Origin of the sequence: Rhodococcus jostii RHA1 (assembly GCF_000014565.1) — a bacterium.
GTDB lineage: Bacteria > Actinomycetota > Actinomycetes > Mycobacteriales > Mycobacteriaceae > Rhodococcus_F > Rhodococcus_F jostii_A.
In genome coordinates, this window is the sequence record NC_008268.1 from 7,739,334 (window position 1) to 7,759,221 (window position 19,888).

Sequence of the window (19,888 nt, forward strand, 5' to 3'; positions counted from 1 at the left end):
AGGGAGAGGAAGCCGACACCGTGTCATTAGCTTCAGAAGCCGAGGAAGCTGCGCGGGCGTACGCCGACTGGCAGCACTCCGTGGCCGGAGTCCTCGCGAAGTCGCGTCGGATCGACGCCGCGGAACTCGGTCCGGAACCCCAGAAGCTCCTCGAGACCGTCACCTACGACGGTGTCACCGTCGCGCCGCTGTACAGCCCGCGCGACGAGCGTCCGGAGCAGCCCCTGCCCGGCACCTTCCCCTACGTGCGCGGCGCGGACGCCACCCGGGACGTGAACGCGGGCTGGCTGGTCAGCGCCCGCTTCGGCGAGGGCGCGGAGGCGGCGGACGTCAACCGCGCCGTCCTCGACTCCCTGGAGAACGGTGTCAGCGCGCTGTGGCTCGCCGTCGGCGGCGCCGACCTTCCGGTCCGGTCGCTGGAGACGGCGCTCGACGGGGTCCTCCTCGACCTGGCACCGCTCACCCTCGACGCCGGAACGGACGCACCGCTCGCGGCGCGGGCACTGTTCGCGCTGCTCGACGCGCGTGCCGCCGCGGGTGACGGGGTCACCGACCGCACCGCGGTCCGCGTCGGCCTCGGGACCGCCCCGCTCACGAGCGCGTTCTCCGGTACCGCCGACGTGGCACTCGGCGACGCGGTGGCCCTCGCGGCCGAGGCCGCGTCGCGCGCGGAGAGTGTGCGGGCAATCACCGTGGACGGCACCGCATTTCACAACGCCGGCGCGTCCGACGCCGAGGAACTCGGCGCGGCGATCGCGGCGGGCCTCGAATACCTGCGGGCGCTCACCGAGAGCGGCCTGACCATCGGGCAGGCGCTCGGGCAGCTCGGCTTCCGGTTCTCGGCCACCGACGACCAGTTCCAGACCATCGCCAAGTTCCGGGCGGCGCGGCTGGTGTGGGCGCGGATCGCCCAGGTGTGCGGCGCGTCCGACTTCGGCGGCGCCCCCCAGCACGCGGTCACCTCGGCCGCGATGATGGCGCAACGCGATCCGTGGGTGAACATGCTCCGCACGACGCTCGCCGCGTTCGGAGCCGGTGTCGGCGGCGCGGACGCCGTCACGGTGCTGCCGTTCGACGCCGCACTGCCCGCCGGGGCGCTGGGAGTGTCGAAGACCTTCGCCGCCCGCATCGCCCGCAACACCCAGCTGCTGCTGCTCGAGGAGTCGCATCTCGGCCGGGTGCTCGATCCGGCCTCCGGATCGTGGTACGTCGAGGACCTCACCCAGCAGGTGGCGGCCAAGGCGTGGGAGTTCTTCCAGCAGATCGAGGCGGCCGGCGGCTACCTCGCCGCGCTCGACGCCGGCCTGATCTCCGAACGCATCGCCGCTACCCGCGCCCAACGTGATTCGGACATCGCGCACCGCAAGACCACCGTCACCGGCGTCAACGAGTTCCCGAACCTCGCGGAGGCACCGCTGCCCGCGGGCGCCGCCGAGACCGGCAGCGTCGCCCGGTACGCCGCCGCGTTCGAGGCGCTGCGGGACCGCTCCGACGCCTACCTGGCGGCGCACGGTGCGCGACCCGCCGTGTTCCTGGCCCCGCTCGGCCCCGTCGCCGAGCACAACGTGCGGACCACGTTCGCCGCGAACCTGCTGGCGTCGGGCGGCATCGAGGCCCGCAACCCCGGCCCGCTCGCAGTCGGAGACGGCAGCATCGCCGCCGCCGCGAAGGACTCCGGCGCCGGTATCGCGGTGATCTGCGGTACCGACAAGCGGTACGCCGCCGAGGCCACCGCCGCGGTGGAGGAACTGCGCGCGGCCGGTGTCGGCACCGTGCTGCTCGCCGGCCCGGAGAAGGTCGTCGCCGACGCCGACGGCTCCGCCCGGCCCGACGGATTCGTCACCGCCCGTATCGACGCAGTCTCGGTCCTGTCCGGCCTGCTCGACACCATCGAGAGCTCGAGCGACTCCTCGGGCGACACAGGGAGCAAGAAGTGACTACTCGCGAGGTCAAGCACGCGATCGGCAGCTTCGCCGACGTGCCACTGGAGGATCCGCAGTTTCCGCAGCCGTCCGCCCCGACGCCGGAGCAGACGGAGGAGCTGATCGCGGCCGCCGCGGCCGCGAACCACTACAGCCCGGAACAGGTGGTGTGGTCCACCCCCGAGGGCATCGACGTCAAACCGGTGTTCACCAAGGCCGACCGCGACGCCGCCGAGGCCGAGGGCTACCCGGTGGGCAGTTTCCCGGGCGCCGCACCGTTCGTGCGCGGCCCGTACCCCACCATGTACGTGAACCAGCCGTGGACGATCCGGCAGTACGCGGGCTTCTCCACCGCCGCCGAATCCAACGCCTTCTACCGCCGCAACCTCGCGGCCGGACAGAAGGGTCTGTCGGTGGCGTTCGACCTGGCGACGCACCGCGGCTACGACTCCGACCATCCGCGGGTGCAGGGCGACGTGGGCATGGCCGGGGTGGCGATCGACTCGATCCTGGACATGCGTCAGCTGTTCGACCACATCCCGCTCGACCGCGTCAGTGTGTCGATGACCATGAACGGTGCGGTGCTGCCGATCCTCGCGCTGTACGTCGTGGCCGCCGAGGAGCAGGGTGTCGCCCCGGAGCAGCTGGCCGGAACCATTCAGAACGACATTCTGAAGGAGTTCATGGTCCGCAACACCTACATCTATCCGCCGAAGCCGTCGATGCGGATCATCTCCGACATCTTCGCGTACACCAGCGCGAAGATGCCGAAGTTCAACTCGATCTCCATCTCCGGGTACCACATCCAGGAGGCCGGGGCCACCGCCGACCTGGAGCTGGCGTACACCCTCGCGGACGGTGTGGAGTACATCCGCGCCGGCCTCGACGCCGGCATGGAGATCGACAAGTTCGCGCCCCGGTTGTCGTTCTTCTGGGCGATCGGCATGAACTTTTTCATGGAGGTCGCGAAGCTGCGGGCGGGTCGCCTGCTGTGGAGTGAACTGGTCGCGAAGTTCGAGCCGAAGTCCGCGAAATCGTTGTCGCTGCGCACCCACTCGCAGACGTCGGGTTGGTCGTTGACCGCGCAGGACGTATACAACAACGTGGCCCGCACGTGCGTCGAGGCGATGGCGGCGACGCAGGGGCATACCCAGTCGCTGCATACCAACGCGCTCGACGAGGCGCTGGCCCTGCCGACGGACTTCTCCGCCCGCATCGCCCGCAACACCCAGCTGCTGCTGCAGCAGGAGTCGGGGACCGTCCGTCCCATCGACCCCTGGGGCGGATCGCATTACGTCGAGTGGCTCACCCACCAGCTGGCCAACCGGGCGCGCGCGCACATCGCCGAGGTCGAAGAGGCCGGCGGCATGGCGCAGGCGATCAGCGAGGGCATCCCGAAGCTGCGCATCGAGGAGGCCGCGGCCCGCACGCAGGCCCGCATCGACTCCGGCAGGCAGCCGCTGGTCGGCGTCAACAAATACGTGCCGGACGAGGCCGACGAGATCGAGGTCCTCAAGGTCGAGAACTCGCGGGTCCGCAAGGAGCAGCTCGAGAAGCTGGACCGGCTGCGCGCCGACCGCGATTCGGACGCCGTCGAGGCGGCGCTCGCCGAGCTGAGCCGCGCCGCGGCCACCACCGAGGCCGGGGCGAGCGAAGCGACGGGTCATGTCTCGATGGAGAACAACCTGCTGGCCCTGGCGATCGACGCGGCCCGCGCGAAGGCCACCGTCGGGGAGATCTCCGAGGCGCTCGAGAAGGTGTACGGGCGCCACCAGGCCGAGATCCGGACCATCAGCGGGGTGTACCGGGACGAGGCCGGAAAGGTCGAGAATATCAGCAAGGCAACGGAACTCGTCGAGAAGTTCGCGGAGGAGGAGGGCCGGCGTCCCCGTGTCCTCATCGCCAAGATGGGGCAGGACGGCCACGACCGCGGCCAGAAGGTGATCGCCACGGCCTTCGCGGACATCGGATTCGACGTGGACGTGGGACCGCTGTTCCAGACCCCGGAAGAGGTCGCCAACCAGGCGGCCGACAACGACGTCCACGTGGTCGGTGTGTCGTCGTTGGCCGCAGGTCACCTCACGCTGGTGCCTGCGCTCCGGGAAGCCCTCGCGGCGGTGGGACGTCCCGACATCATGATCGTCGTCGGCGGCGTCATCCCGCCCGGCGACTTCGCCGAACTGTACGAGGCGGGTGCCGCCGCGATCTTCCCGCCCGGGACGGTCATCGCGGACGCCGCCAGCGGTCTGCTCGAGAAGCTGGCCGCGCAGCTCGGCCACGACCTGACGGGCACCCCGGAATAGCATGGGGCGCCCTCCAGTCGACATCGATGCCCTCGCCCAGGCCGTGCACAACAATCAGCGCGCCGGCCTGGCGAAGGCCATCACCCTGGTCGAGTCCACCCGGACCGACCACCGTGAGGCGGCGCAGCGGCTGCTGCTCGAGCTGCTGCCGGAATCTGGGAAGGCGCACCGGGTGGGTATCACCGGTGTGCCCGGCGTCGGGAAGTCCACGTTCATCGACGCGCTCGGGATGCACCTGATCGGGCAGGGGCACCGGGTCGCGGTCCTGGCCGTCGACCCGTCGTCGACGCGCACCGGCGGGTCGATCCTCGGCGACAAGACGCGGATGGCGCGGCTGACCGTCGAGAAGGACGCCTACATCCGGCCGTCACCGACGTCGGGCACGCTCGGCGGGGTCGCAAAGGCGACCCGCGAGACGATCGTGCTGCTCGAGGCCGCCGGATTCGACGTGATCCTCGTCGAGACCGTGGGCGTCGGGCAGTCCGAGGTGACGGTCGCGAACATGGTGGACTGCTTCTGCTTCCTCACCCTGGCCCGCACCGGCGACCAGTTGCAGGGCATCAAGAAGGGCGTCCTCGAACTCGCCGACCTCGTCGCCGTCAACAAGGCGGACGGCAAGCACGAGCGGGAGGCGAAGGGCGCCGCCCGGGAACTCGCGGGTGCACTGCGGCTGATCTACCCGCACGACGCCGTCTGGACGCCGCCGGTGATCACGATGAGCGGCCTCGAGGGCGTCGGTCTCGAGGACTTCTGGGACACCGTCTGCCGGCACCGTGAGGTGCTCACCGCGGCCGGGCAGTTCGAGGAGAACCGGCGCCGCCAGCAGGTGGACTGGACGTGGACGATGGTCCACGATCAGCTGCTGCGCCGGCTCGCGTCCAACACCCGGGTCAAGGCGATCCGCGGCGAGGTCGAGCAGCGGGTGCGGGACGGTTCGCTGACGGCGGCGCTGGCCGCCGCCGAGATCCTCGACGCGTTCGACGGCACCGACGCGTCAGCCGACTGATTTCGCGAAGCGCCCGACCCGGTCGACGAGATCGTCGAAGAACGCGGCCGGGTCGGTGCGCACCGCGATGTCGACGTTGGGTTCCCGGTTCCAGTGCCCCACCCAGTCGGCGACCGTGGTGCCCCGGGTGAGCCGGCCGTGCAGTTCGACGTCGACGGTGGCCGGACGGGTCCTCGTGATCGCCGGGTTCAACGCCACCGCCGCCGCGAACGGATCGTGCATGTGCGCCAGGAAACCCTGGTCGTGGGTGCGGTGGAAGTCCATGTAGAAGCGGATGGCGTCGGACAGGTGCCGGATCACCGGGTTGGACGCGGTCGAGCGCACCTGCGGCCCGTCGTCGGGGGAGATGATCTCGGCCGGTGTGCTGCCCGCCGCCTCCGCCAGCCGCCGGACGTGGTCCGGTGTCATCTCGATCGTCTCGGTGACGTCCAGTCCGCACAGGATCGGGCGCCTGCCCGCCGGCAGCCCGGAGAACGCGTCGAACACCTCCTTGGCCGCCTCCGGGTCCACCGACACGTTCCACTCGCTGGTGGGGGTGGTGTTGCCGGGGTGGTTGAACGCCCCGCCCATCACGACCAGGCGCCGCAGCAACCGGGGCAGCTCCGGTTCCTCGCGGATCGCGAGGGCCAGATTCGTCAGCGGTCCCGTCACCAGCCCGGTCAGCTCGCCGGGGTGGGCGCGAACCAGATCGACCCACAGGGTGGTGGCGTCCCGCTCCGACAGCGACCGCCCGGACGGGGGGAGGACGGCGTACCCGATGCCCTGGGGTCCGTGCGTGTCCTCGGTGGTGCGCAGCGGGCAGTCCAGCGGCACCCGGGCGCCGAGCGCCACCTCGATGTCGGGTGCGCCGCACAGGGCGAGCCAGTTCAGGTTGTTCGCCGCGACCTGCTCGACGGGCACGTTGCCCGCGGTGCTGGCGATGCCGACGATCTCGGCCTCCGGACTGGCCAGCAGGTACAGCAGGGCGAGGGAGTCGTCGATGCCGGTGTCGACGTCCACGATCAGCCGGTGTGCGGGGGCGCTCATGCGACGCGCACCGCCGGACGGTGCCGGACCGGGAAGTTGACCGACCGGGCGATGAAACACTTCTCGTGTGCGCGGGTGTGCAGCTGTTCGGCGCGCGCGACCATCGACCCGTCGGCGACGGTCACGACCGGCGCCAGCACGACCTCGGTGAACTCGCCCGCCCCGTCCGGGTGTTCGACCATCGTGCCCGTCGGGTCGTCCCGGTAGTCGACGACGACCACACCGGCCGCGGCGGCCAGCCCCAGGTACCACAGCATGTGGCACTGCGACAGCGACGCGACGAGCAGTTCCTCCGGATTCCAGCGGGTGGCGTCGCCGCGGAACGACGGGTCCGCGCTGCCCGGCAGATCGGGTTTCCCGGCCGCCGCGATCACGTGGTCGCGGTCGTAGGCGTCCGGGCCCGCCGTTCCCGCGCCGCGGTTGCCGGTCCAGGTGACCGTCAGCGTGTAGTCGTGTGTGCTCACCCGACCATTCTTCACGGCCGCGCGATGAGTTTCGCCGGCGGGCACGGTCTGCCTCCGTAGGGCACGACACGGCGACCGGAGGAGACGGACATGGCACGGGACACGGCACCGGACTGGGTCGCTGGGGAGCGGCGCGACCTGGCGTCGATGCTGGCGGGACTGACGCCGGAGCAATGGGACGCGCCGTCGCTGTGCGCGGGGTGGCGCAGCCGGGAGGTGATCGCGCACATCACCATGCCGTACCGCCTGTCGACGCCGCGGATCCTGCTGAAGATGGTGAAGGCGCGCGGCAACTTCAACCGGATGTCGGACGCGCAGGCCCGCGAGGACGCACGGACCGTGACCGCCGACGCGCTGCTGCACACGCTGGAGGAGAACGTCGCGCACCCGTGGAAGCCGCCGGGCGGCGGCTTCGAGGGGGCACTGTCCCACGACGTGATCCACGGTCTGGACGTGTCGGTGGCGCTCGGCCTGGGCAGGCGGGTCCCTGACGACCGCCTCGACCGGGTGCTCGGCGGCGTCGGCCCGAAGCACGTCAAGTACTTCGGCACCGACCTGACGGGAGTGCAGCTGACCGCGGACGATCACCCCTGGACCTTCGGTGCGGGTGCGCCGCTGCGCGGTTCCGCCCAGGACCTGCTCCTCGTGCTGTGCGGTCGCCGGTTGCCGCCGGGACATCTGAGCGGGGATCCGAGCGCACGGTTCACAGCGACGGGCTGAGCCCGGGCCAGGAGGGGGCGTCGCCGCCCCAGGGCCGGGCCGGGAACGGGTAGTCGTCGAATTCGGCCAGGGCGGGACGGGCGGTCACCAGGTCGCCGTGCGCGGTGAGGCAGCGGGGCCCGGGCATGGCGGGCGGCGGCGGATCCTCGGATCGGCCGTCCGCGGTCAGCAGCCACGCGCCGGTGCGGGCGAGTGACACGTCGACGGAGCGGCCGCGTCCGTCGACGTGCCCCGCGGCGACGGCGTCGACGATGCCGGCGGCGAGCAGATAACCGGTGGCGTGATCGAGTGCCTGCGCGGGCAGCGCACCCGGGGTGTCGCCGCCCTCGATCGTCGCGATCCCCGACGCCGCCTGGACGATGCTGTCGAAGCCGCGGCGGCGCGCCCACGGTCCGGAGCCACCCCACGCGCACACCCGTCCCCGCACCAGATGGCCGGGGGCGTCGTCGAGCAGCCCGTCCAGTGCGCCCGGACGGTACCCGGTGACGACCACATCGGCCTCGGCGAGCAGGCTGCCCCACACCAGCCTGCCGTCCGCGGACCGCACATCGAGCAGCGCGGTCCGCTTGCCCTGCCCGGTGTCGAGGTGCTGCACGACGATCTCGGGGATCGACGGCGGATCGATCCGCAGCACGTCGGCGCCGAGCAGCGCCAGCGTGCGGGTGGCGACGGGGCCGGCGATCACCCGGGTCAGGTCGAGGACCTTCACCCCCGCCAACGGCCCCGAGCCGGGCACCCGGTGGGAGCGGTGCCGTGTCCGGGGACGGGAGCTCTCGGCGTGCACGACGGTGGAGACGAGGTCGCCGGACGCGGCGGCCGCCCCCTGCGCGCTCGCCGCCCACTCCGCCGCGGTCCGCACGCGCACAGCGATGGCCTGCGCCGCGGCGGCACGGTCCTCGACGTCGGCGGCGGTCAGGCGCCCGATCCGGGCGGCCACCGCGTCGCGGCCTGCGTCGTCCGAGAGGGCGAGTGCCGCCAGCAGTCTCGTGCGGTGATGCGGGTAGTTGGCGTGGGTCCGCACCCAGCCGTCCGACGCCGCGAAGAACCCCGACAGCTCCGCGAAACCGGACACCGGGGCCCCTGACACCCGCAGCAGCCGGTCGCTCGCGAACGAGGCGGCGATCCGCTCGGGATCGAGCCGCCACGACCGGGGGTCGCGGCCGTGCGCGCTGTCGTACCGGTCGACGGCGCCGGTGAGCGCGGCCACCGAACCGGCCGCCAACGTGAGCACGGGGAGGCGGGCCGCCAGGTAGTTGCCGGGGTCGCCGTAGTCGATCACGGTGGGGATCATCCGGGCACCTGCACTGTCATATCCGCGCCGTCGATGGTGGCGGCCGGCAGTTCGGTCTGCGTGACGATCTCGGAACGGTAGCGGTCATAACCCGGGAGAGTCATGGGCTCACGGTAGCGAGCAACCGGTTGCACCGGTCGCGCACTGCGGCACGAAGCGGTGCGGCGCGGTCGGCCAGCGCCGACTGCTCCCGGACGTACTCGGCGCGGCCGTGCGGGGTCTCGATCGGGATCGGGGTGTACCCGTAGGCGGTGAGGTCGTACGGGCTGGCCCGCATGTCGAGTTCCCGTGCGGCGAGCGCCAGCTCGAAGCAGTCGACGGTCAGGTCCGAGTCGATCATCGGCGCCAGCTTGTAGCAGAACTTGTACAGATCCATGGACGCGTGCAGGCACCCGGGCTGTTCCCGCCCGAGCTGGTCTTCGCGGGTCAACGGCTCACTGTTCCGCGGTTCGGCGGCCGGGGTGAAGAACCGAAACGCGTCGTAGTGGGTGCACCGCAGGTTCAGCGACTCCACCACGGAGTCGGTGCCGCCCGGCCCGAGCCGCAGCGGGACGCTGCCGTGCCGCACCTCCTCGGAGCGGTAGACCATCGCCCACTCGTGCAGGCCGAAGCAGGACAGGTGGGTGGGACGCCCGGCGGTCGCCTCCATCAGTCGTGCGGTGAAGGCGACCGTGTCCGAGCGGCGCTGCAGGAATTCGGGGTCGACGGTGACCCCGCGGTCGGTGCGGTGATACCCGCGGAGTTCGGCGTACTCCTGCCCGTCGGCGAGGACCGTTCCCCACCCGGGGTGCCAGCGCAGCAGCTGATTCGGCCGGTAGCTGTAATAGGTGAAGAGGAAGTCGATCACCGGGTGGGTCTCGCCGCGTTCCCGGCGCTGCAGGTGCGGTCCGATCAGCGCGGACACCCTCGCCCGGTGCCGGTCGCGGCGAGGGATCCACTCCGACGCGTCCAGAACGTCCATCCGATCAGCTCGTTCGCTGTCCCGGATTGACGCCGTTGACGCGGTGGGTGCCGTCGCGGACGGTGCCCACGTATTCCTCGACGAGGTCCTCGAGGGCGACGATGCCGACGATCTGCCCGGACGCGTCCGCCGCCGCCCCCAGGTGGGAGCTGGCACGCCGCAGACTGGCCAGGGCCTCCGCGAGGGGGGTGGTGGTCGACATGCGCGGCAGCGGACGGATGTCCGACCGCGGGATGACGGTGTCGGGTCCGGCCTCCTCGTCGAGGATGTCGTCGAGCACGTCCTTGAGGTGCAGGTACCCGACCAGTGAGCCGTCGTCGGCGCGCACCGGGTACCGGGAGTACCCGGTCTCGACGACGGCCTGCTCGATGGCGCCGAGCCGGGTGCCGCCGTCCGACAGGGGGATGGTCCGGGCCTTGTCGAGGGGGATCATCACCTCGCTGACCGTGCGGTCGGTGGTCTCCAGCGCCTGGGTGAGCCGGCGGTGTTCTTCCGCGTCGATCAGTCCCTCGGATCGGGATTCGCCGATCATCTCGGACAGCTCGACCGCCGACACGGTGACGTCGAGTTCGTCCTTCGGTTCCACCCGCAGCAACCGCAGCGTCAGGTTGGCGCACAGGTTGTAGAAGGAGATCAGCGGGCGGGCCAGCTTGATGAACAGCAGGTGCACCGGGACCAGCAGCATCGCCGTCCGCTCCGGGCCCGCGAGCGCGATGTTCTTCGGCACCATTTCACCGAGCAGGATGTGCAGCACCACGATCAGCGCCAGCGAGATGGTGAACGCCACCGGGTGCAGCAGCCCGGCGGGCAGGCCGACCGCGTGGAGCGGCACCTCGAGGAGATGCGCGATCGCCGGTTCGGCGACCTTGCCGAGCAGGATCGAGCAGATGGTGATGCCGAGCTGCGCGGCCGCCAGCATCAGCGACAGGTTCTCGCCCGCCGTGATCACGGTGCGGGCGCGTTTCTTGCCCTGCGACTCGAGGGCCTCGAGCCGGTCGCGGCGGGCCGAGATCAGCGCGAACTCGGCGCCGACGAAGAAAGCGTTGCCTCCCAGCAGCACGAAGGTCAGCAGCACACCGAAGAGGTTACTCATCGTCGTCCTCCTCGCTGTCGGTGTCGCCGGTCTCGTCGGGCTTGGGGGTGAGCAGCACCCGGTCGATGCGCCGGCCGTCCATGTGGGTCACGGTGGCGACCCATCGGCCGCCGGGGTCGTGTGCGCCCTCGGGCAGTGGCAGTTCCACCTCGTCGCCCTCGTCGGGTATCCGCCCGAGCTCGGTGAGGACGAGTCCGCCGAGGGTTTCGTACTCACCCTCGGGTGCGGTATAGCCGGTGGTGTCGGAGACCTCGTCGACGCGGAGGAGCCCGGAGCAGGACCAGCCGTCCCCGACCCGCTGGACGTCGATCTCGGATTCGTCGTGCTCGTCGCGGACGTCGCCGACGATCTCCTCGATCAGGTCCTCCATGGTGACCATCCCGGCGGTGCCGCCGTATTCGTCGACGACGAACGCGACCTGCATGCCGTCGGACCGGATCCGCTCCATCAGGGCGTCACCGTCCAGGCTGGAGGGCACCACCGGGACCTTCTGGGCGAGCGAGTTGAGGCGGGCGGTGCGCCGGCGGTGGGCGGGCACCGCGAACGCGTGCTTGATGTGGACGACGCCGACGGCGTCGTCCAGGTCGCTTTCGACGACGGGGAAGCGGGAGAACCCGGTGCGGGAGGCGGTGTCGATGAGGTCGGCGACCGTGTCCGTGGTGGACAGGGTCACGATCTTCACGCGGGGGGTCATCAGTTCCTCCGCGGTGCGTTCCCCGAACCGCAGCGAGCGGTTCACCAGCAGCGCCGTGCCCTTGTCGATGGCGCCGCGCTGCGCGGACGTCCGCACGAGCGACCCCAGCTCCTGCGGGGACCGCGCCGACCGCAGTTCCTCGGCCGGTTCGATGCCGAGGCGTCGCACCAGCCAGTTCGCGGTTCCGTTGAGCCCGTTGATGGCCCACTTGAAGATGAGCGAGAACGCCGCCTGCATGCCGGCCGTCGCGCGTGCGGTGGGCAGGGGGTGGGCGATGGCGAGGTTCTTCGGCACGAGTTCGCCGAACACCATCGAGAACGAGGTCGCGAGGACGAGGGCGATCACCAACGACGTTGCCGCGGCAGCGGATTCACTGAACCCGATCGCGGACAGCACCGGGGTGATGAACCGTGCGAGGACCGGCTCGGACAGGTAGCCGGTGATCAGCGTGGTGATGGTGATGCCGAGCTGCGCCCCGGACAGCTGGAAGGACAGGGTGCGGTGGGCGTGCTGCACCTGCCGGGCCCGGCGGTCACCGTCGCGGGCGTGCGAGTCGACGGTGCTGCGTTCGAGGGCGGTGAGGGAGAACTCGGCCGCCACGAACAACGCGGTACCTGCGGTCAGGGCGAGAAAGCCGAGGAGGGCGAGAATGCTGAGCGCGATGTCCATGTGTCATCGCCGCCGAGCTGAGGAACGGGGGTCGCCGGGTTTGTCTCCCGGCTCGCTAGAGGAGCCCTCCGAACCGGCGGAATCGGAGTCCGGTTCCACGGAGCAGGAGGCGACGGCACTCCCGGAGACGGCGGGTGGGGCGCTTGCTTCGTGTGTGGGTGCCGCGGGCACCGGAGTCCTCTCGTTCGGCCTCGACGGCCCGGACGGGTCCGGCGCCGAGAATGGTGTGGTTGAGCGACCCATGATACCGGTGGATGTCCGGTTCCGTGGAACAGGACACCCACCGGCGCATCAGGACGCGGTCGTCACCAGCCGGCCGGCAGCGGGCGGCCCTCGGCGAACCCGGCGGCGGACTGCACACCGAGAACGGCCCGCTCGTGCAGTTCCGCCAGCGTCCGTGCGCCCGCGTAGGTGCAGGTACTGCGCACACCCGAACAGATGTGGTCGATCAGGTCCTCGACGCCGGGGCGTTCCGGGTCCAGACGCATCCGCGAACTCGAAATACCCTCCTCGAACAGGCCTTTCCTGGCCCGGTCGAACGCGGTGTCCGTGGCGGTGCGCGCCGCGACCGCACGCTTGGAGGCCATGCCGAAGCTTTCCTTGTACGCGTTGCCGGACTGGTCCACCCGCAGGTCGCCGGGCGACTCGTAGGTGCCCGCGAACCACGATCCGATCATCACGTTCGACGCGCCGGCGGCGAGGGCGAGGGCGACGTCGCGGGGGTGACGGACGCCTCCGTCGGCCCACACGTGCGCGCCCATCGCGCGGGCCTGCGTGGCGCATTCCTCGACGGCGGAGAACTGCGGCCTGCCCACCCCGGTCATCATCCGGGTGGTGCACATCGCGCCCGGCCCGACCCCGACCTTCACGATGTCGGCGCCCGCGTCGATCAGGTCCCGGGTGCCTGCGGCGGACACGACGTTGCCGGCGACCAGGGGGACACCGAGGTCGGCCTTCTTCAGTGCGCCGAGGACGTCGATCATCTTCTGCTGGTGGCCGTGTGCGGTGTCGACGACCAGCAGGTCCGCGCCCGCGTCCACCAGGGCGCGGGCCTTCGCGGCGACGTCGCCGTTGACGCCGACGGCCGCGGCGACCCGCAGCTTCCCGTTGCCGTCGACGGCGGGCTGGTAGATGCCGTCCCGGATGGCGCCGGTGCGGGTGAGGACCCCGGCGAGGGTGCCGTCGGGGTGGACGATCACGGCGAGGGAGTCGTGTTTGCCCTCGAGGAGTTCGAACACCTCCCGCGGCGACGCGGAGTCGGGGGCGGTGACGAAGTCGGTGAGCGCCACCGAGCGCAGTCGCGCGAACCGGTCGACGTCCGTGCAGGAGCCCTCGGTGACGACGCCGACGGGGCGGTCGTTCTCGACGACGACCACGGCGCCGTGCGCCCGCTTCGGCAGCAGCGCCAGGGCGTCGGAGACGGCGGCGTCGGGGCCGAGCGTGACCGGGGTGTCGGCGACCAGGTGCCTGCTCTTGACGAACGACACGGTCTCCGCGACGGCGGGCGCCGGAAGGTCCTGGGGGAGGACCACCAGACCGCCGCGGCGGGCGACCGTTTCCGCCATCCGGCGTCCCGAGACCGCCGTCATGTTGGCGACGACGATCGGAATGGTGGTGCCCGACCCGTCCGAGGTGGCCAGGTCGACGTCGAATCGGGAGGTGACCTCAGTGCGATTCGGCACCAGGAACACGTCGTCGTACGTCAGGTCATAGGGAGGGCGATGCCCGTCGAGGAACTGCACATGTCAGGACGATACCGGGGAAGTTGCGGTGGTGTCGGATGTCCGCTGGGCCTGCGACCTGGACAGTCCGATCGTGGCCACCAGCATCACCGCGACCGCGCAGCCGACCACCACGAGTCCGGGGCCCGCCACCCGCAGCCGCTCGTCGAGGACGGTCATGCCGAGGAACACGGCGGCGAGTGGTTCGGCGATGGTCAGCGCGGGCAGCGACGCGGACAACGGTCCCACCTGGAAGCCGCGCTGCTGCAGGTACACCCCGACCAGGCCGGCGGCGACGAGCGCCCACGCCTGCCAGCTGCTCAGCACCGCCCACAGCCCGCGGGGCACCAGTTCGACGACGTACTTGGTGAACGCGACCGCCACCCCGTACAGGATGCCGCCCGCCCCGCCGAGCAGCAGCGCACGCCATCCGGGGTCGATCTTCGATATCCCCGCGGCGGCCGCGACCGCCACCACCGCCAGGAGGATGCCGAGCGGCAACACCCATTCGCGGAAGGGGGCGTCGATGTTGCCCTCGGTGGGGTCGCCGATCACCAGGAAGATCGCGAGCGCGACGGCCAGTGCGACGGCGAGGGCCCAGGTGGTGCGGCTGAGCCGGTACCCGGAGAACTTCGCCGACAACGGCAACGCGAACAGCAGTGCCGTCACCAGCAGCGGCTGCACCACGAGCACCGATCCGAGCGCCAACGCCACCGCCTGCATCGCGTACCCGCCGCCGTCTCCGACGAAGCCGGCCCACCAGCGGGGACTGCGCAGCAGGGTGGTCATCAGCGCGGCGTCCTCGGGGACGGCGGACGCCGCGCTCTGCTGGGCGACCGACGCGCACGCGAACAGCAACGCCGCGATCAGTGCGCACACGATCGACGCGAACGGCAGGGACATGCCTCTCAGTGTGCCCCGCGGTTGCGGTGTCCGTGCGGAGTTGACGCAGGTCCGGGTTTCCGGCCGCGTCGGGCACCCGCCCGCGGTGCCCCGCCGTCCCCGGGGCGGCCGCGGCGGCCCGGGCGACCCCCGGTGTCGTGCGCCTGCCTGCCCTTCTTCGGGGTGTCCTGCGCCGGTGCCCGGGTGTCGGGCGCGGGGACCGGCTTCCCGGTGGGGCGGCGGGCGCCGGTGATCTCGGCCAGCACCGTGTCGCCGGGCCGCACCCGCACGCCGTCCACCTCGATCCCGGCCTTGCGGGTCAGCTTCTCGACCTCGGCGCGTTCGTCCTCGGTGACGAGGGTGACCACCACGCCGGACTCGCCGGCGCGGGCGGTGCGGCCCGCGCGGTGCAGGTAGTCCTTGGGGTCGGCCGGGGGGTCGACGTGGACGACGAGCGAGATGTCGTCGACGTGGATGCCGCGCGCCGCCACGTCGGTGGCGACCAGGACCGGGGTGGTGCCTTCGGCGAACGATTCGAGGGTGCGGGTGCGGTTGTTCTGCGCCTTGCCGCCGTGCAGGGCGCCCGCGGAGATGCCCGCCTCGTGGAGTTGCTGCGCGAGCCGGTCCACACCGTACTTGGTGCGCACGAACATGAGGGTCCGACCCACCCGTGAACCGATATGTGCCACAACGGATTTCTTGTCGACCCGGTCGACGAACAGCAGGTGGTGGCGCATGGTGCTCACCGACGCCGTGACCGGCGCCGTCGAGTGGGTGACCGGGTCCCGCAGGTACCGGCGGACGAGGGTGTCGACCTCCCCGTCGAGGGTCGCCGAGAACAGCAGCCGCTGACCGTCCGCCGGGGTCTTGTCGAGGATCGTCGTGACCTGCGGCATGAACCCCAGGTCGGCCATGTGATCGGCCTCGTCGAGCGCCAGTACGGTCACGTCGTCCAGGGACACCGACCCCTGCGCCACGTGATCGGCGAGGCGTCCCGGCGTCGCGATCAGCAGGTCGACCCCCCGCGACAGGATCTCGACCTGACGTTTGATGGGAATCCCGCCGACGACGTTCGCCACCCGCAATCCCACGGACAGGGCCGGCTCGTCCAGCGCCCGCTCGATCTGCAACGCCAGTTCACGGGTGGGCACCAGCACGATGCCGCGGGGGAAGCCCCGCCTGCTCGCGGCGCCCTTGAGCCGCACCAGCATCGGCAGTCCGAAGGCGAGGGTCTTCCCGGACCCGGTCGGCGCGCGGCCGAGGACGTCGCGGCCCGCGAGGACGTCGGGAATGGTGGCCGCCTGGATCGGGAACGGCGCCCCGATACCGCTGCGGTCGAGGGCGTGGGTCATCACCGCGGGGAGACCGAGCGCGAGGAACGTCTCACCCACCGGTGCGGGGGAGGAGAACTCGTCGTCGGGCATATCGAGAAGGCTACCGCCTCCGAGTAGGGGCCTCCGACGCCTCGGCCGTGACGTACCCGCGGTACGTCACGGCCGGGGACGGGCAGTGTGCGACGCTCAGGCCTGCACTTCGCTGCGGTCACCGCTCCAGAGGGTGTGGAACTTGCCCTCCGCGTCGACCCGCTCGTAAGTGTGGGCGCCGAAGAAGTCACGCTGCCCCTGCGTGAGGGCCGCGGGCAGCCGCTCCGCGCGCAGCGCGTCGTAGTAGGACAGCGACGACGCGAAAGCCGGCACCGGAATGCCCAGCAGCGTGGCGGTGGAAACCACCCGGCGCCAGCTGTCGATGGCCGTCTCGATGGCGTCCCGGAAGTACGGGGCCAGGATCAGGCTCGGCAGCTTCGGGTTCTCGTCGTACGCATCCTTGATGCGGTTGAGGAACCGGGCCCGGATGATGCAGCCGCCACGCCAGATGGTCGCGAGGTCGGCGGGGTGCAGGTCCCAGTCGTATTCGGCGCTGCCGGCCGCGATCTGATCGAATCCCTGCGCGTAGGCCACGACCTTCGACGCGTACAGGGCCTGCCGGATGTCCTCGGTGAACTGGGCGGCATCGGTGGGCTTGTCGGCGAGGACGCCGGACGCCAGCCCGACCGCGGCCTTGCGCTGCTCGCGGGACCCGGACAGGGCGCGGGCGAACACGGCCTCGGCGATCCCGGTGACGGGGACACCGAGGTCGAGCGCGGACTTGACGGTCCAGCGGCCGGTGCCCTTCTGCTCGGCGGCGTCGACGATCACGTCGACGAGCGGCTTGCCGGTCTTGGCGTCCTTCTGCCGCAGCACCTCCGCGGTGATCTCGACGAGGTAGCTCTCGAGGTCGCCGCCGTTCCATTCGGTGAACACGTCGGCGATCTTGTCGGCGTCGTAGCCGAGGGCGGACCCGAGCAGGTTGTACGCCTCGCCGATGAGCTGCATGTCGGCGTACTCGATGCCGTTGTGCACCATCTTCACGAAGTGGCCGGACCCGTCGGGGCCGATGTGCGTGCAGCAGGGGGTGCCGTCGACCTGGGCGGCGATCGACTCGAGCAGCGGTCCGAGGGCCGCGTAGGACTCCTTCGGGCCGCCCGGCATGATCGACGGACCGTTGAGCGCGCCCTCCTCGCCGCCGGAGATGCCGGCGCCGACGAAGTGCAGGCCACGCTCCCGGAGTGAGGCCTCCCGGCGGATCGTGTCCGTGTACAGGGCGTTGCCGCCGTCGATGATGATGTCACCGGGCTCCATCGCCGCGGCGAGTTCCTCGATGACGGCGTCGGTGGGGTCGCCGGCCTTGACCATGATCAGCACGCGGCGCGGCTTCTGCAGCGCGCCCACGAACTCCTCGATCGTCTCGGTGCGGACGAAGTCGCCCTCGCTGCCGTGCTCCTCGATGAGGGCGTCGGTCTTGGCGATGCTGCGGTTGTGCAGCGCGACCGTGTGACCGTGCCGGGCGAAGTTGCGGGCGATGTTCGAGCCCATGACGGCCAGTCCCGTGACGCCGATCTGGGCGCGGGCACCCTCAGTGTTGTCGATAGTCATGGATACAGCATTCCCTCTCGCTCGGCGGTAGTGAAATCGGCGGCTACGAAAAGCTCGACCGCCTAAGCCAAACATACGAAGGCCGGCCGTCGCACATGCGACGGCCGGCCTTCTCTCACACTTCGATATTCGGTTGTCGGATCAGCGATCGATCAGCTGCGGCGCTCACGCCGCGGGCCGTCGAAGCCGTCGTACGAGCGACGCTCCGTGCGGCTACGGAACCCGCCACCGGTCGTCGCCGCGGGGCGACGCTCCGGCGTGGCCGCGGGGCGGCGATCGTCACGGCGGTCATCCCGGCGATCGTCGCGACGGAACCCGCCTGCCGCACCGCGGTTGTCGCCGAAGTCGCGGCGGGGTGCGCTGCGGTCGAAGCTGCGCTCGCCGGTTCCGCGGTGGCTGTCGCCGCGGTCGCCGAAGTCGCGGCGCGGTGCGGTGGTGCCGCCGCCGTACTCGCGTCGGGGTGCGCTGTCACCGAAGTCGCGGCGCGGGGCCCGATCGGTGAACGTCCGGTTGTCCCGGTCGCCGCGGTAGCCGCCGCCACGGTTGTCACCGTCGCGCTGCGGGCGGTCGCCGCGGTAGCCGCCGGACCGGTTGTCGGTCTGGTCGCGGCGCGGGCCACGACCCTCGAAGCTGCGACCACCCGACGGACGGTCGCCGAAGCTGCGCTCACCACGGTCGCCGCGGTCGTTGCGATTGCCGCGGTAGCCGCCGCCGTCGCGGCCGGCATATCCGCCCTCACGGCGGGGTCCGCGGTCACCGAACTTGCGGTCGCCGCCACGCTCGCCGCGGGAGTAGGTGTCGCGCACCGGTTCTCCGCTGGGCGCCTTGGCGCCGGTGATGCTGGCCAGCTTCTCCGAGCCGGGGGTGACGGGCACGGCGGTGGCGTCGACACCGGCCATCCCGGTCAGGCGGCGGAACGTGCGCTTCTGGTTGGGGAGCACGATCGCGACGACGGTGCCCTTCTCGCCTGCACGGGCGGTCCGGCCTGCACGGTGCAGGTAGTCCTTGTGGTCGGCGGGCGGATCGACGTGAACGACCAGGTCGATGCCGTCGACGTGGATGCCGCGGGCGGCGACGTCCGTCGCGACGAGCACGGGGGTGCGGCCGTTCTTGAACCGTTCGAGGACACGGGTGCGCTGGTTCTGCGCCTTGCCGCCGTGCAGCGCCTCGGCGGCGATTCCCACCGCGCGGAGGCGGTCGGTGATGCCCTCGCAGCCGAGCTTGGTGCGGGCGAACATGATCGTGCGGCCGTCGCGGGCACCGATCTCGGCGAGGACGTTGTCCTTCTGGCCGCGGTCGACGAGGAGCACGTAGTGCTCCATCGTGTCGACGCTGGCGCGACCGTCCTCGGTGGAGTGCTGCACGTGGTCGGGCAGGAACTGGCGGACCAGCGACTGCACCTCACGGTCCAGGGTGGCCGAGAACAGTAGACGCTGGCCGTCGGCCCGGGTCTCCCCGAGGATGGCCCGCACCTCGGGGAGGAAGCCCATGTCGGCCATCTGATCGGCCTCGTCGAGCGCGGTGATCTCGATGGAGTCGAGGATGCAGGTGCCCTGCCGCAGGTGGTCGTTCAGCCGGCCGGGGGTGGCGACGAGGATGTCGACGCCGCGGCGCAGCTGGTCGACCTGCTTGCTGAACGGGGTGCCGCCGACGGCGGGGCGGACGGTCAGTCCCATGGCCCCGGCGTACGAGTTGAGGGAGTCGACCACCTGGAACGCGAGTTCACGGGTGGGAACGAGCACCAGTGCGCGGGGACGCTTGGGTGCGGGCCGGTCCTCGTGCCGGGACAGGCGGGTGAGCATCGGCAGGCCGAATGCGAGGGTCTTGCCCGATCCGGTCTGTGCGCGGCCGAGGACGTTGGTGCCGGCCAGCGCGTCGGGGACGGCCAGCGCCTGGATCGGCGACGGGACGGTGATGGAGTTGCGGGCCAGGGCCTGCACCAGGGGTGCGGGCAGGCCGATCTCGGCGAACGTCACGGTGGCGTTCTGGTCAGGGGTTTCGGTCTCGGTCTGCTCTAGTGGGGCAGAAGTCGTCTGGACAGCGTTGGTCACGCAAATACCTCTCCGGGCATAGGGCGCGTCGCGGAGCGGGGGCTGTCATGCAGCACGCACAAAGGGACGAGCCAGGGCACATGTCACCTGGTCAATCCATTCGCGGAAGTGCG

Annotated in this window: 15 protein-coding genes; 4 read left to right on the forward strand and 11 right to left on the reverse strand. The window is 71.2% G+C overall.

Translation table 11 applies throughout. The features are described 5' to 3' along the window. Nucleotides 1–20: 20 nt before the first annotated feature. The 3 genes from mutA to meaB are packed head-to-tail and all read left to right on the forward strand — an operon-like array spanning nt 21 to nt 5,231. Entirely contained in the window at nt 21–1,937 is a 1,917-nt protein-coding gene (gene mutA / locus RHA1_RS35295) for a methylmalonyl-CoA mutase small subunit (protein WP_011598908.1), read from the forward strand. After that, entirely contained in the window at nt 1,934–4,225 is a 2,292-nt protein-coding gene (gene scpA / locus RHA1_RS35300) for a methylmalonyl-CoA mutase (protein ID WP_011598909.1), read from the forward strand. The genes mutA and scpA overlap by 4 nt, the downstream gene beginning before the upstream one ends. 1 nt (nt 4,226) lies before the next feature. Next, nucleotides 4,227–5,231, forward strand: a complete 1,005-nt coding sequence (gene meaB / locus RHA1_RS35305) for a methylmalonyl Co-A mutase-associated GTPase MeaB (RefSeq protein ID WP_011598910.1) — start codon at nt 4,227–4,229, stop codon at nt 5,229–5,231. On the opposite strand, the gene RHA1_RS35310 is transcribed toward meaB, so the two are convergent. Together RHA1_RS35310 and RHA1_RS35315 are read right to left on the reverse strand one after the other, a co-directional pair. After that, nucleotides 5,220–6,257, reverse strand: coding sequence for a nucleoside hydrolase (locus RHA1_RS35310; protein WP_009480500.1), 1,038 nt, complete (start codon nt 6,255–6,257; stop codon nt 5,220–5,222). The two genes, meaB and RHA1_RS35310, sit on opposite strands and share 12 nt — an antisense overlap. Next, nucleotides 6,254–6,721, reverse strand: coding sequence for an OsmC family protein (locus RHA1_RS35315; RefSeq protein WP_029537779.1), 468 nt, complete (start codon nt 6,719–6,721; stop codon nt 6,254–6,256). The genes RHA1_RS35310 and RHA1_RS35315 overlap by 4 nt, the downstream gene beginning before the upstream one ends. Before the next feature lie 90 nt (nt 6,722–6,811). On the opposite strand from RHA1_RS35315, the gene RHA1_RS35320 reads away from it, so the two are divergent. Continuing rightward, entirely contained in the window at nt 6,812–7,441 is a 630-nt protein-coding gene (locus RHA1_RS35320) for a maleylpyruvate isomerase family mycothiol-dependent enzyme (RefSeq protein WP_011598912.1), read from the forward strand. Here RHA1_RS35320 and RHA1_RS35325 read toward each other — a convergent pair. From RHA1_RS35325 to RHA1_RS35370, 9 genes are all read right to left on the reverse strand, one after another. Then, entirely contained in the window at nt 7,425–8,732 is a 1,308-nt protein-coding gene (locus RHA1_RS35325; protein WP_011598913.1) for a CoA transferase, read from the reverse strand. The two genes, RHA1_RS35320 and RHA1_RS35325, sit on opposite strands and share 17 nt — an antisense overlap. Nucleotides 8,733–8,832: 100 nt before the next feature. Beyond that, the gene (locus RHA1_RS35330) at nt 8,833–9,693 is read right to left on the reverse strand and encodes a hypothetical protein (RefSeq protein ID WP_011598914.1); all 861 of its coding nucleotides are present in this window, start codon (nt 9,691–9,693) and stop codon (nt 8,833–8,835) included. Nucleotides 9,694–9,697: 4 nt separating this feature from the next. Next, entirely contained in the window at nt 9,698–10,786 is a 1,089-nt protein-coding gene (locus tag RHA1_RS35335) for a hemolysin family protein (RefSeq protein WP_011598915.1), read from the reverse strand. After that, entirely contained in the window at nt 10,779–12,149 is a 1,371-nt protein-coding gene (locus RHA1_RS35340) for a hemolysin family protein (RefSeq protein ID WP_011598916.1), read from the reverse strand. Before RHA1_RS35340 ends, RHA1_RS35335 begins: the two co-directional genes overlap by 8 nt. 305 nt (nt 12,150–12,454) lie before the next feature. Then, on the reverse strand, nt 12,455–13,891 hold the full coding sequence (locus RHA1_RS35350; protein WP_009480507.1) for a GuaB1 family IMP dehydrogenase-related protein: 1,437 nt from the start codon (nt 13,889–13,891) through the stop codon (nt 12,455–12,457). A 3-nt stretch (nt 13,892–13,894) separates the two neighbouring features. Further along, a complete protein-coding gene (locus RHA1_RS35355) occupies nt 13,895–14,773 on the reverse strand; it encodes a DMT family transporter (RefSeq protein WP_011598917.1) in 879 nt (292 codons plus the stop codon). Between the two features lie 5 nt (nt 14,774–14,778). Then, nucleotides 14,779–16,176 (reverse strand): DEAD/DEAH box helicase, encoded by a 1,398-nt coding sequence (locus RHA1_RS35360; protein WP_011598918.1) that lies wholly within the window; start codon nt 16,174–16,176, stop codon nt 14,779–14,781. A gap of 96 nt (nt 16,177–16,272) precedes the next feature. Next, the gene (gene gnd, locus RHA1_RS35365; RefSeq protein ID WP_009480510.1) at nt 16,273–17,724 is read right to left on the reverse strand and encodes an NADP-dependent phosphogluconate dehydrogenase; all 1,452 of its coding nucleotides are present in this window, start codon (nt 17,722–17,724) and stop codon (nt 16,273–16,275) included. Nucleotides 17,725–17,876: 152 nt separating this feature from the next. Continuing rightward, nucleotides 17,877–19,775 (reverse strand): DEAD/DEAH box helicase, encoded by a 1,899-nt coding sequence (locus RHA1_RS35370; protein WP_011598919.1) that lies wholly within the window; start codon nt 19,773–19,775, stop codon nt 17,877–17,879. Between the last annotated feature and the right edge of the window lie 113 nt (nt 19,776–19,888).